Below are 12,618 nucleotides of genomic sequence, written 5' to 3' on the forward strand. Positions count from 1 at the left end.
CGACCCGACCCGAATCCGGGGCTCCCCCCCGGACCCCGTGCCGGGCGGAGCTCCCCCGTCCCGCCCCGAAACCGGGGCTCCGCCCCGGACCCCGCGCGCCTGAGGGCCCGGGTCCGCCGAGCGACAGTGACAAAGCGGCGCGGGGGGAGCTCCGCATACTCCATGCCGGACAATCACCGAATCCGCGACGGAGTCCTACCGTGGTGGGGACAACGACCCACCGCACGAACTCCGAAGGGCCGGGATTCGCATGACTTCCACCCACGCCTTCTGGCTGGCCGGCCGCCAGGCCACCGGCGAGTCCAGCTTCGACGTCCACAACCCGTGGGACGGCCGGCTGGTCGGCACCGTCAGCGTGCCCACCGACGCCCAGGTCGAAGAGGCCGTGGCCGCCGCGCACGCCGTGACGGCGGAGTTCTCCGCGACGCCCGCGCACGTACGGGCCGCCGCCCTGGACCACGTGTCCAAGCGGCTCGCCGAGCGCACCGAGGAGATCGCCCAGCTGATCTCCGCCGAGAACGGCAAGCCCGTCAAGTGGGCCCGCGGTGAGGTCGGCCGTGCGGTGTCCGTGTTCCGTTTCGCCGCCGAAGAGGCCCGCCGCTTCAACGGCGGAGACGCCCAGCGCCTCGACACCGACGCCGGTGGCGTCGGCCGCCTGGCCCTGACCCGCCGCTTCGTCAAGGGCCCGGTCCTCGGCATCGCGCCGTTCAACTTCCCGCTGAACCTGTGCGCCCACAAGGTGGCCCCGGCCATCGCCGTCGGCGCGCCGATCATCCTCAAGCCCGCCCCGGCCACGCCGCTCTCCGGCCTGATCCTGGGCGAGCTGCTCGCCGAGACCGACCTCCCGGCCGGCTCCTGGTCCGTCCTGACGGTCGCCAACGACAAGATGCCGGCCCTGGTGAAGGACGAGCGCCTGCCCGTCATCTCCTTCACCGGTTCCGACACCGTCGGCTACGCCATCCAGCAGTCGGTGCCCCACAAGCACTGCACCCTGGAGCTCGGTGGCAACGCCGCCGCCGTCGTCCTGGACGACTGGTCCTCCGAGGCCGACCTCGACTGGGCCGCGACCCGTATCGCGACCTTCTCGAACTACCAGGCCGGCCAGTCCTGCATCTCCGTGCAGCGCGTGATCGCCGACGCCTCCGTCTACGACCGCCTCGTCGAGAAGGTCGTCGCGGGCGTCCAGGCGCAGGTCACCGGCGACCCGTCCGACTCGGCCACCGACGTCGGCCCGCTGGTCTCCGAGGACGCCGCCAAGCGCGTCGAGGCCTGGGTCGAGGAGGCCGTGTCCGCCGGCGCGAAGCTGCTCACCGGCGGCAAGCGCGACGGCGCCACGTTCGAGCCGACCGTCCTCGCCGACGTCCCGGCGGGCGTCAAGCTGGCCACCGAGGAGGTCTTCGGCCCGGTCCTGACCCTGACGAAGGTCGAGAACACCGACGAGGCCTTCGCCGCCGTCAACGACTCGAAGTTCGGCCTCCAGACCGGCGTCTTCACCCGCAACGTCCAGACGGCGTTCCGCGCCCACCGCGAGCTCGAAGTCGGCGGTGTGATCATCGGCGACGCGCCGTCCTACCGCGCCGACCAGATGCCGTACGGCGGCGCCAAGCAGTCCGGCGTGGGCCGCGAGGGTGTCCGCTACGCGATGGACGACTACACGTACGAGCGAGTCCTGGTCCTGACCGGCCTCGACATCTGATCCTCGTACGGCCAAAAAGCCGACGGCCGGAGCCTACTGTGCGGGGGCTCCGGCCGTCCCCCTTTTCCCGGCGGCCCGAAGCGGGTACGACTCACAGGTAGCACCGGCCAGTAGGCCGGTACCACCGACTCCGGCGGCGAGGTGAGTCCCCGCATGTCCGCAACACAGCCCAAGGTGACCGAGCGCGAGGCACGGCAGGTCGCGGAAGCGGCCCGGGAACAGGACTGGCGTAAACCCAGTTTCGCCAAGGAACTGTTCCTCGGGCGGTTCCGGCTCGACCTGATCCACCCCCACCCGCTGCCCGCCGACGAGGACGTCCGGCGCGGCGAGGCCTTCCTGGCCCGACTGCGGGAGTTCTGCGAGAGCGAGATCGACGGCGCCCGCATCGAGCGCGAGGCGCGGATCCCCGACGAGACCGTGCGCGGGCTCAAGGAGCTCGGCGCCCTCGGGATGAAGATCGACCCCAAGTACGGGGGGCTCGGCCTCACCCAGGTCTACTACAACAAGGCCCTCGCCCTGGTCGGCTCGGTCAGCCCCGCCATCGGGGCGCTGCTCTCCGCCCACCAGTCGATCGGCGTGCCCCAGCCGCTGAAGATGTTCGGCACGCAGGAGCAGAAGGACGCCTACCTGCCGCGCTGCGCGACCACCGCGATCAGCGCCTTCCTCCTCACCGAGCCCGACGTCGGCTCAGACCCGGCGCGGCTGGCGACGACCGCCGTCCCGGACACGGAGGGCGGCGAGGACGCGTACATCCTCGACGGCGTGAAGCTGTGGACCACCAACGGGGTCGTCGCCGACCTGCTGGTGGTGATGGCCCGGGTGCCCAAGAGCGAGAACCACCGCGGCGGGATCACCGCCTTCGTCGTCGAGGCCGACTCGCCGGGGATCACCGTCGAGCACCGCAACGCCTTCATGGGCCTGCGCGGCCTGGAGAACGGCGTCACCCGCTTCCACCGCGTCCGGGTCCCCGCCGCCCAGCGGATCGGCGCCGAGGGAGCCGGCCTCAAGATCGCCCTGACCACGCTCAACACGGGCCGGCTGTCGCTGCCCGCCATGTGCGTCGGCGCCGGGAAGTGGTGCCTGAAGATCGCCCGCGAGTGGTCCGGCGTACGCGAGCAGTGGGGGCGCCCGGTCGCCCGCCACGAGGCCGTCGGCGCCAAGATCTCCTTCATCGCCGCCACCACCTTCGCCCTCGAAGCGGTCGTCGACCTCGCCTCCCAGATGGCCGACGAGGACCGCAACGACATCCGCATCGAGGCCGCCCTCGCCAAGCTCTACGGCTCCGAGATGGCCTGCCTGATGGCCGACGAGCTCGTCCAGATCCGGGGCGGGCGCGGCTTCGAGACCGCCGAGTCGCTGGCCGCCCGCGGCGAGCGGGCCGTGCCCGCCGAGCAGATGCTGCGCGACCTGCGCATCAACCGGATCTTCGAGGGCTCGACGGAGATCATGCACCTGCTGATCGCCCGCGAGGCCGTCGACGCCCACCTGTCCGTCGCCGGCGACCTCATCGACCCCGACAAGGACCTCGGCGACAAGGCCAAGGCGGGCGCCCGCGCCGCCGGGTTCTACGCCCGCTGGCTGCCCAAGCTCGCCACCGGACCCGGCCAGGTCCCCGGCACGTACCGGGCCTTCCACCCGGCCGGACACCCCGACCTCGCCACTCACCTGCGCTACGTCGAGCGCAGCGCCCGCAAACTCGCCCGGTCCACCTTCTACGCCATGTCGCGCTGGCAGGGCCGCATGGAGACCAAGCAGGGCTTCCTCGGCCGCGTCGTGGACATCGGGGCCGAGCTGTTCGCGATGAGTGCCGCCTGCGTGCGCGCCGAGCACCTGCGCGCGAGCGGCGACCACGGCCGCGAGGCCTACCAGCTGGCCGACGCCTTCTGCCGGCAGTCCCGGATCCGCGTCGAGGAGCTCTTCGGCCGGCTCTGGTCCAACACCGACGACCTCGACCGCAAGGTCGTCGCGGGCGTCATGTCCGGCACCTACACCTGGCTGGAGGAAGGGGTCCTCGACCCGTCCGGCGACGGCCCCTGGATCGCGGACGCCACCCCCGGCCCCTCTACGCACAAAAACGTACACCGCCCCCTGCGCTGACCTGAGATCATCGAAGTATCAGTCGGACGGACGTACGGGTAGCCGTACGGGTACGAAGGCAAGGCGGGCAGCGATGTCGACGGCCGTGGAAGACCGCAACAGCCGGCGGCTGGCCTGGTGCGTGGCGCAAGTGCTGCGCCACGCACCGGACCACATCGCGCTGGCCCTCCTCGGCCGGCTCGACTGGCCGACCCGCAAGTACCTCACCCGCGACGAGTGGCTCCCCGCCTCGGCCGTCACCCTGCTGCTGCGCCACGGCAGCGAGGCGGACCGCCACTTCATCGCCCGCAACCCGCGCGTCGTCGGGCGGCCGCTGCCCGGCCTGCCCGGCCCCGCCCGGTACGCCCGCCGCCGGACCCCGCCCGAGCTGCTGCCCGTCCTACGGGCCGAGCTGGGCCGGGACCCCGCCGACGGCCCCCTCACCGGCACGGAGCTGATCGGCCTGCTGCGCCGGCACGGCATACGCCGGCCGCGGGTCGCCCTCGACATCCTGCGGCTCCCGTACGACCTCGACCCGGAGCTGCCGGCCTCCGAGCACGCCCGCCGGCCGCTGCCGGACGGCTCCGCCGAAGCCCTGCTGCTCGTCGCGGACCTGCCCGCGCACACCGTCCGCGCGCTGCTCGCCGCCCCCGTCGCAGATGCCGTCGCCGATGCCGGCACCGCCCCGGACGGCCGCTCCTGGCACCGGCCCGCCGTCCGCGCCGTCCGGATGGGCCGGCTCACCCACGAGGAACTCGTCGGCTGCGTCGCGCCCGCCCGCCGCACGCTGCTCCTCGGCCACCTCCCGGCCTACCCCGGCCTGCGCTGGACGCTGCCCGAGCAGGCCGGGATGCGGACGGCCGTGACCCGGGCGCTGGCCCCGCTGGGGGACGACCCCCGGCTGTGGTCGGAGCTGCTGCGGCACGCCCCCGGCTTCCCCGGGCCGCTGCCCGAGCTGGTGGCCGCCGTCCTCGCGGGAGGCCCGTCCGGGCCGGCCGGCCCGGCGGCGCCGGACGAGGCGCTGGTCCGGGCCGTGCGGCAGCTGGCGCCCACCGCCGCCGAGCCGGCGACCGGGGGCGTGGAGCGGGAACTCGCCCTGGCCAGCCTCGCCGTCCCGATGGAGACCGTCGAGGAGGACATCCGCTGGGTACGGGACTGCCTGGACCGGGGCCTGCTCACCGGCGCCGACGTGGTCCGGCACAAGCTGCCCGCCTGCTGGGCCCTGGACGAGGACCACTGGCTCGGCGACGTGGACCACCCCGACCACCACGACCGGCCGCAGGCCGTGCTCGCCGCCCGCGCCGAGGCGGACCGGCTGTTCGCCCTGGCCCTCGGCGAGGACCCGGAAGCCTGGTGGCGGGTGGCCCGGACGCTCCCCGACTTCGCCGGAACGCTGCCCCACCTCCTCCTGCGCGTCACCGACGGGGACTCCGTGTCAACGCGTCCGTGAGTTGCGGCAACAATGGGGGGCATGAGCGACAGTCCAGCCCCCCTCGCCGACCCGCACCTCCTCTTCGACGCCGCGGCCGGCCGCCGGGACATCGTCATCCTCGGGTCGACCGGGTCCATCGGGACCCAGGCCATCGATCTCGCCCTGCGCAACCCGGACCGCTTCCGGGTCACCGCGCTGTCCGCCGCCGGCGGGCGCGTCGGGCTGCTGGCCGAGCAGGCCCGGCTGCTGCGGGTGAACACCGTGGCCGTCGCCCGGGAGGACGTCGTACCGGCCCTGAAGGAGGCGCTGAGCGCCCAGTACGGGGCCGGCGAGCCGCTGCCGGAGATCCTCGCCGGTCCCGACGCGGCGACCGAGCTGGCCGCCTCCCCGTGCCACACCGTCCTCAACGGCATCACCGGCTCCATCGGTCTCGCGCCCACCCTCGCCGCGCTGCGGGCCGGCCGGACCCTGGCCCTGGCCAACAAGGAGTCGCTGATCGTCGGCGGCCCGCTGGTCAAGGCGCTGGCGAAGCCCGGCCAGATCATCCCGGTCGACTCCGAGCACGCGGCCCTGTTCCAGGCGCTCGCCGCCGGCACCCGGGCCGACGTGCGCAAGCTCGTGGTCACCGCCTCCGGCGGGCCCTTCCGCGGCCGCACCCGCGCCGAGCTGGCCGGAGTGACCGTCAAGGACGCCCTCGCACACCCCACCTGGGCCATGGGCCCGGTGATCACCATCAACTCCGCGACCCTGGTCAACAAGGGCCTGGAGGTCATCGAGGCGCACCTGCTCTACGACATCCCCTTCGACCGCATCGAGGTCGTCGTGCACCCGCAGTCCTACGTGCACTCGATGGTGGAGTTCACGGACGGCTCCACGCTCGCCCAGGCCACTCCGCCGGACATGCGCGGCCCCATCGCGATCGGCCTGGGCTGGCCCGAGCGGATCCCGGACGCGGCCCCCGCCTTCGACTGGACCAAGGCCTCGACCTGGGAGTTCTTCCCGCTGGACACCGAGGCCTTCCCGTCGGTCGGCCTGGCCCGGCACGTCGGCACCCTGGGCGGCACCGCGCCCGCCGTGTTCAATGCGGCGAACGAGGAGTGTGTCGAAGCCTTCCTCGCCGGTCGGCTGCCGTTCACAGCAATCATGGATACGGTCTCTGCCGTGGTCGATGAGCACGGGACACCGGACGCGGGAACTTCCCTCACCGTCGCGGACGTCCTCGAAGCGGAGACCTGGGCCAGGGCCCGGGCACAAGAGATGGCGGCCCGGGCCGCCGTGGAGGCGAGCGCATGACCCTACTGCTGACCTTGCTGGGAGTGCTCGTCTTCGTCGTCGGGCTGCTGTTCTCCATCGCCTGGCACGAGCTCGGCCACCTCTCCACGGCCAAGCTCTTCGGCATCCGCGTGCCCCAGTACATGGTCGGATTCGGCCGGACCATCTGGTCGCGGAAGAAGGGCGACACCGAGTACGGGATCAAGGCCATCCCCATGGGCGGCTACATCCGCATGATCGGGATGTTCCCGCCCGGCGAGGACGGGAAGGTCACCGCCCGCTCCACCTCGCCCTTCCGCTCCATGATCGAGGACGCTCGTTCGGCGGCCTACGAGGAGCTCCAGCCGGGCGACGAGTCGCGGCTCTTCTACACGCGCAAGCCCTGGAAGCGCGTGATCGTGATGTTCGCGGGCCCCTTCATGAACCTGGTGCTCGCCCTGGCGATCTTCTTCGGCGTCTGGATGACCTTCGGGATCAGCCGGAACACCAACGAGATCGCCGGCGTCACGCCCTGCGTCATCCAGCAGAGCGAGAAGCGCGAGGAGTGCAAGGCCGGCGACCCGGTCGCCCCGGCCAAGAAGGCCGGGCTGAGGGCGAACGACCGGATCGTCGCCGTCGGCGGCAAGAAGGTCGCCGACTGGACCGCGCTGCAGAAGCAGATCCGCGACACCGTCGGCTCCACCACCGTCACCATCGTGCGCGACGGCGGGCGGATCGAGGTCCCGGTGGACCTGGTCGAGAACCGGGTCGCCAAGAGCGACGGCCGCGGCGGCTACGTCAAGGGCGAGTACGTGACGGCTGGCTGGCTCGGCTTCAGCCCCAAGACCGAGATCGCCGCCCTCACCTTCGGCGAGTCCGTGGACCACATGGGGGAGATCGTCGAGGGCAGCGTCCAGAGCCTGGTCAACCTGCCCGCCAAGATCCCCGCCCTGTGGAACGCCGCCTTCAGCGGGGCCGAGCGCGAGCCCGACTCCCCGATGGGCATCGTCGGCGCGGCCCGCATCAGCGGCGACATCGCCGCCCTCGACCTGCCCAGCGAACAGCGGATGTCGATCCTGCTGAACGTCCTCGGCATGTTCAACCTGTCGCTCTTCCTGTTCAACATGCTGCCCCTGCTGCCGCTCGACGGCGGGCACATCGCCGGCGCCCTGTGGGAGTCGCTGCGACGGCACGTGGCCCGGATCTTCCGCCGTGCCGACCCCGGCCCGTTCGACGTGGCGAAGCTGATGCCCGCCGCGTACGTGGTGGCCGGCGTGTTCGTCTGCTTCACGCTGCTGGTGCTCGTGGCGGACGTGGTGAACCCCATCAAGATCACCTAGGCGGGTCCCGCGCGGCGCGCTCGTATCACCGCGCGTACGGGAGCCGGGCACGCTTCGTGCCCGGCTCCCTACGTTCGGGTGGCGGGGCCCCTCGGATGCGAGGAGCACGCGGTCATTGGCGTAATCTCGAAGCCTGGAGCCCGCCGATCTCGGGACCTTGATCCACACCTTGGGGTTGCACAGCAGATGACTGCCATCTCTCTCGGAATGCCGTCCGTGCCGACGAAGCTTGCCGACCGACGCGTCAGCCGCAAGATCCAGGTCGGTTCCGTGGCCGTCGGTGGCGACGCGCCCATCTCGGTGCAGTCGATGACCACCACCCGCACGTCCGACATCGGCGCGACGCTCCAGCAGATCGCCGAGCTGACCGCGTCCGGCTGCAACATCGTCCGCGTGGCCTGCCCCACGCAGGACGACGCCGACGCCCTCGCCGTCATCGCGAAGAAGTCGCAGATCCCGGTCATCGCCGACATCCACTTCCAGCCCAAGTACGTCTTCGCCGCCATCGACGCCGGCTGCGCCGCCGTCCGCGTGAACCCGGGCAACATCAAGCAGTTCGACGACAAGGTCAAGGAGATCGCGCGCGCCGCCAAGGACGCGGGCACCCCGATCCGGATCGGCGTCAACGCGGGCTCCCTCGACGCCCGCCTGCTGAAGAAGTACGGCAAGGCCACCCCCGAGGCGCTCGTCGAGTCCGCGCTGTGGGAGGCGTCCCTCTTCGAGGAGCACGGCTTCTCCGACATCAAGATCTCGGTCAAGCACAACGACCCCGTCGTGATGGTCAACGCCTACCGCCAGCTCGCCGCCGCCTGCGACTACCCGCTGCACCTCGGCGTCACCGAGGCCGGCCCCGCCTTCCAGGGCACCATCAAGTCCGCCGTCGCCTTCGGCGCGCTGCTCTCCGAGGGCATCGGCGACACCATCCGCGTCTCCCTCTCGGCCCCGCCGGCCGAGGAGGTCAAGGTCGGCATCCAGATCCTGGAGTCCCTGAACCTCAAGCCGCGCCGCCTGGAGATCGTCTCCTGCCCGTCCTGCGGCCGCGCCCAGGTCGACGTCTACAAGCTGGCCGAGGAGGTCACGGCGGGCCTGGAGGGCATGGAGGTCCCGCTGCGCGTCGCCGTCATGGGCTGCGTCGTCAACGGCCCGGGCGAGGCCCGCGAGGCCGACCTCGGCGTCGCCTCCGGCAACGGCAAGGGCCAGATCTTCGTGAAGGGCGAGGTCATCAAGACCGTCCCGGAGTCGAAGATCGTGGAGACCCTCATCGAAGAGGCGATGAAGATCGCCGAGCAGATGGAGAAGGACGGCATCCCCTCCGGCGAGCCGACCGTGGCCATCGGCGTCTGACGGCCGCCCCGCACCTTCCGGCCCCGGCCCCGTTCCCGCAGCTCGCGGGCGGGGCCGGGGCTTTTTCGTGACCTGCGAGAGACGGCATCCGAAGGCGACGCCGGGTACAGTGCGGAGATCAGCAGACTTGTACGGTGAGGCCCCCAGTGTTGACGCAGACCACCACCCGGGTCCTTGAACCCAGTGATCTCGACGCCGCGCTCGCCATCCTCGGACGCGAGCCGGTCGAGAACGCGTTCGTCACCTCCCGGGTCCAGGTCGCCGGGCTCGACCCGTGGCGCCTGGGCGGCGAGATGTGGGGCTGGTACGCCGACGGCGAGCTGCGCTCCCTCTGCTACGCGGGCGCCAACCTCGTCCCCGTCTGCGCCGGACCCGACGCCGTGCGCGCCTTCGCCGACCGGGCCCGCCGCACCGGCCGCCGCTGCTCCTCCATCGTCGGCCCCTCCGCCGCCACCCGGCTGCTGTGGCAGCTCCTGGAGCCCACCTGGGGCCCCGCCCGCGACATCCGCTCCCACCAGCCGCTCATGGTCACCGAGCAGCCGTCCGCCGAGGTCCGCCCCGACGCGCTGGTCCGCCGGATCCGCAAGGACGAGATGGACCTGATCATGCCCGCCTGCGTGGCCATGTTCACCGAGGAGGTCGGCATCTCGCCGATGGCCGGCGACGGCGGGCTGCTCTACCAGGCCCGGGTCGCCGAGCTCGTCGCCGCCGGCCGCTCCTTCGCCCGGGTCGAGGACGGCAAGGTCGTTTTCAAGGCGGAGATCGGCGCCGCGACTTCCCGCGCCTGCCAGATCCAGGGCGTCTGGGTGGCCCCCGAGTTCCGCGGCCGCGGCCACTCCGAGAGCGGCATGGCCGCCGTCGTCGAGTACGCGCTGCGCGACGTGGCGCCGGTGGTCAGCCTCTATGTCAACGACTTCAACACCGCCGCGCGGGCGGCCTACCGGCGGGTCGGCTTCCGCGAGGTCGGCGAGTTCATGAGCGTCCTGTTCTGACGCCGCGCCGGCCCGCCGGCCCGCCGCCGAGGCCCGGACCGGGCGGCCGGAATGCCCGCCACCGGACCCCGTCGCCATACCGGCCCGCCGGGGCCGCGAAGTAAGGTCGCCGCATGCTGCCTACGCCCGGGCTCGACCCCGACCGGCCCGCCGGACTCCGCATCGGCCCGCTCGATCTCGCCGCCCGGGTGGACGAGGCGCTGCGCGTCCAGGCCGTCGCCTTCGGGCTCAGCGAGGAGGAGGTCGGCATCCGGCGCTACATCGTGCAGCGCCACATGACCTGCTCCGGAGCCCGCGCGCTCGGCGCGTTCACCGACGACGGCGCGCTCGCCGCCTTCGTGTACGGGATGCCGAACGACCGTACGCACTGGTGGTCCACGATCGTCGAGCCGTACCTGCGGGCCGGCGGCCACGACGACTGGCTCGACGGCTCCTTCGTGATCACCGAACTGCACGTCCACCCCGGCTTCCAGGGCCACGGCGTCGGCCGCACCCTCATCACCCGGATCACCGACAGCGCCGACGAGCGCCGCTCGATCCTGTCCGCCATCGACACCGACAGCCCGGCGCGCTCGCTCTACCGGGCGCTCGGCTACACGGACCTCGCCCGCCGGGTGCACTTCCCGAGCGCGAGCCTCCCGTACGCCGTGATGGGCGCCCCGCTGCCGCTGCCGAGGCCCTGAAATCCCGTTTCGGGGCCGGCGGGCGCTCCCGGTAGCCTCCCGGCATGGCAACGCAACACGTACAGCGCATGTCCCGCCTCATGGCCAAGACGCTCCGCGAGGACCCGGCGGACGCCGAGACCCTGAGCCACAAGCTGCTGGTCCGCGCCGGCTACGTCCGCCGCAGCTCCGCCGGCGTGTGGACCTGGCTGCCGCTCGGCAAGCGGGTCCTGGACAACGTCTCGCGCGTCGTCCGGGAGGAGATGGACGCGATCGGGGCGCAGGAGGTGCTGCTGCCCGCGCTGCTGCCGAAGGAGCCGTACGAGGTCAGCGGGCGCTGGTCGGAGTACGGGGACCTGCTGTTCCGGCTCAAGGACCGCAAGGGCGCCGACTACCTGCTCGGCCCGACGCACGAGGAGATCTTCACCCTGGTGGTGAAGGACCAGTGCACGTCCTACAAGGACCTGCCGGTCATGCTCTACCAGATCCAGACCAAGTACCGGGACGAGGCGCGGCCGAGGTCGGGCGTGCTGCGGGGCCGCGAGTTCCAGATGAAGGACTCGTACTCCTTCGACGTCTCCGACGAGGGCCTCGCGCAGTCCTACGCGCTGCACCGGGCCGCGTACCGGCGGATCTTCGAACGCCTCGGGCTGGACCACCGGATCGTGTCGGCGGTCTCGGGGGCGATGGGCGGCTCGGCGTCGGAGGAGTTCCTGGCGCCCGCGGAGGCGGGCGAGGACACCTTCGTGGACTGCCCCTCCTGTGACTACGCGGCGAACACGGAGGCGGTGACGTTCGCGCTGACCCCCGTCGAGGGCGGCGGGCACCCGGCGCTGGAAGAGATCCCGACCCCCGACACCCCGACGATCGAGACCCTCGCCGCGCACCTGGGCGTGCCGGCGTCGGCGACGCTGAAGAACCTCCTCGTGAAGGTCGACGGCGAGATCGTGGCCGTCGGCGTACCGGGGGACCGGGAGGTGGACCTCGGCAAGCTGGGCGAGCATCTCGCCCCGGCGGTCGTGGAGTTGGTGACGGCGGAGGACTTCGTCGAGCGGCCCGATCTGGTACGCGGGTACGTGGGCCCGCAGGGCCTGGAGAAGGTGCGCTACCTGGCCGACCCCCGTGTGGCGCCCGGCACTTCATGGGTGACCGGCGCCAACAAGGCGGACACGCACGCCCGGAACGTGGTGTGCGGGCGGGACTTCGAGGTGGACCGCTACCTGGACGTGGTCGTGGTCGAGGCGGGCGACCCCTGCCCCTCCTGCGGGGCCGGGCTCCGTCTGGACCGGGCCATCGAGATCGGTCACATCTTCCAGCTGGGGCGCAAGTACGCGGACGCGTTCGGGCTGGACGTGCTGGGCCGGGAGGGCAAGCCGGTCCGGGTCACGATGGGCTCGTACGGCATCGGCGTCTCGCGGGCGGTGGCCGCGCTGGCCGAACAGACGGCGGACGAGCGGGGCCTCTGCTGGCCGGCGGAAGTGGCCCCGGCCGACGTCCACGTGGTGGCGGCGGGCAAGGCCGTTCCCCTCGCGCTCGCGGAGCGGGCGGCCGATGCGCTGGCGTCTTCCGGGCGGCGGGTCCTGCTGGACGACCGCCCCGGGCTGTCGCCCGGCGTGAAGCTGACGGACGCGGAGCTGATCGGCGTCCCGTGGATCCTGGTCGCGGGCCGCCGCTCGGGCGACGGGGTCGTCGAACTCCAGCACCGCCCGACGGGCACCCGCGAGGAACTCACCCTGGACGAGGCGCTCGCCCGGCTGACCTGATCGCAGGGGGTGGGCCGCTGGTCCCCTGCGGTACGGCCGGACGCGGCTGGTGCGCCGTCAGG

At 72.4% G+C, this 12,618-nt stretch carries 9 protein-coding genes; all 9 read left to right on the top strand.

Annotated features, from left to right (window positions below):
- Positions 1–250: 250 nt before the first annotated feature.
- The 9 genes from OG982_RS22505 to OG982_RS22545 all read left to right on the top strand — a co-directional run bounded on the left by OG982_RS22505 (position 251) and on the right by OG982_RS22545 (position 12,556).
- A complete protein-coding gene (locus tag OG982_RS22505; RefSeq protein ID WP_266783988.1) occupies positions 251–1,696 on the top strand; it encodes an aldehyde dehydrogenase family protein in 1,446 nt (481 codons plus the stop codon).
- 153 nt (positions 1,697–1,849) lie between these two features.
- Complete coding sequence (locus tag OG982_RS22510; RefSeq protein WP_266783986.1) at positions 1,850–3,793, top strand: acyl-CoA dehydrogenase family protein; 1,944 nt, start codon at positions 1,850–1,852, stop codon at positions 3,791–3,793.
- A gap of 73 nt (positions 3,794–3,866) precedes the next feature.
- Entirely contained in the window at positions 3,867–5,222 is a 1,356-nt protein-coding gene (locus OG982_RS22515) for a hypothetical protein (RefSeq protein ID WP_266783984.1), read from the top strand.
- Positions 5,223–5,243: 21 nt separating this feature from the next.
- Positions 5,244–6,497, top strand: a complete 1,254-nt coding sequence (dxr, locus tag OG982_RS22520; RefSeq protein ID WP_266783982.1) for a 1-deoxy-D-xylulose-5-phosphate reductoisomerase — start codon at positions 5,244–5,246, stop codon at positions 6,495–6,497.
- On the top strand, positions 6,494–7,795 hold the full coding sequence (locus OG982_RS22525; RefSeq protein WP_266783980.1) for an RIP metalloprotease: 1,302 nt from the start codon (positions 6,494–6,496) through the stop codon (positions 7,793–7,795). The genes dxr and OG982_RS22525 overlap by 4 nt, the downstream gene beginning before the upstream one ends.
- Positions 7,796–7,981: 186 nt before the next feature.
- Positions 7,982–9,139 carry a flavodoxin-dependent (E)-4-hydroxy-3-methylbut-2-enyl-diphosphate synthase gene (ispG, locus tag OG982_RS22530; protein ID WP_266783978.1) on the top strand — a complete coding sequence of 386 codons (1,158 nt, stop codon included), beginning with the start codon at positions 7,982–7,984 and terminating at the stop codon, positions 9,137–9,139.
- 146 nt (positions 9,140–9,285) lie between these two features.
- On the top strand, positions 9,286–10,131 hold the full coding sequence (locus tag OG982_RS22535; RefSeq protein WP_266949178.1) for a GNAT family N-acetyltransferase: 846 nt from the start codon (positions 9,286–9,288) through the stop codon (positions 10,129–10,131).
- Positions 10,132–10,244: 113 nt separating this feature from the next.
- Positions 10,245–10,814 carry a GNAT family N-acetyltransferase gene (locus tag OG982_RS22540; protein WP_266783974.1) on the top strand — a complete coding sequence of 190 codons (570 nt, stop codon included), beginning with the start codon at positions 10,245–10,247 and terminating at the stop codon, positions 10,812–10,814.
- Positions 10,815–10,858: 44 nt separating this feature from the next.
- Positions 10,859–12,556, top strand: a complete 1,698-nt coding sequence (locus OG982_RS22545; protein WP_266783972.1) for a proline--tRNA ligase — start codon at positions 10,859–10,861, stop codon at positions 12,554–12,556.
- Positions 12,557–12,618: the final 62 nt, after the last annotated feature.

Source organism: Streptomyces sp. NBC_01551, from assembly GCF_026339935.1.
Classification (GTDB): domain Bacteria; phylum Actinomycetota; class Actinomycetes; order Streptomycetales; family Streptomycetaceae; genus Streptomyces.

What these genes read in the sequence shown, in the direction of transcription:
- OG982_RS22515 (WP_266783984.1), top strand. Translation starts at nt 3,867, where the DNA reads ATGTCGACGGCCGTGGAAGACCGCAACAGCCGGCGGCTGGCCTGGTGC.
- OG982_RS22505 (WP_266783988.1), top strand. Translation starts at nt 251, where the DNA reads ATGACTTCCACCCACGCCTTCTGGCTGGCCGGCCGCCAGGCCACCGGC.
- dxr (WP_266783982.1), top strand. Translation starts at nt 5,244, where the DNA reads ATGAGCGACAGTCCAGCCCCCCTCGCCGACCCGCACCTCCTCTTCGAC.
- OG982_RS22545 (WP_266783972.1), top strand. Translation starts at nt 10,859, where the DNA reads ATGGCAACGCAACACGTACAGCGCATGTCCCGCCTCATGGCCAAGACG.
- OG982_RS22525 (WP_266783980.1), top strand. Translation starts at nt 6,494, where the DNA reads ATGACCCTACTGCTGACCTTGCTGGGAGTGCTCGTCTTCGTCGTCGGG.
- OG982_RS22540 (WP_266783974.1), top strand. Translation starts at nt 10,245, where the DNA reads ATGCTGCCTACGCCCGGGCTCGACCCCGACCGGCCCGCCGGACTCCGC.
- ispG (WP_266783978.1), top strand. Translation starts at nt 7,982, where the DNA reads ATGACTGCCATCTCTCTCGGAATGCCGTCCGTGCCGACGAAGCTTGCC.
- OG982_RS22510 (WP_266783986.1), top strand. Translation starts at nt 1,850, where the DNA reads ATGTCCGCAACACAGCCCAAGGTGACCGAGCGCGAGGCACGGCAGGTC.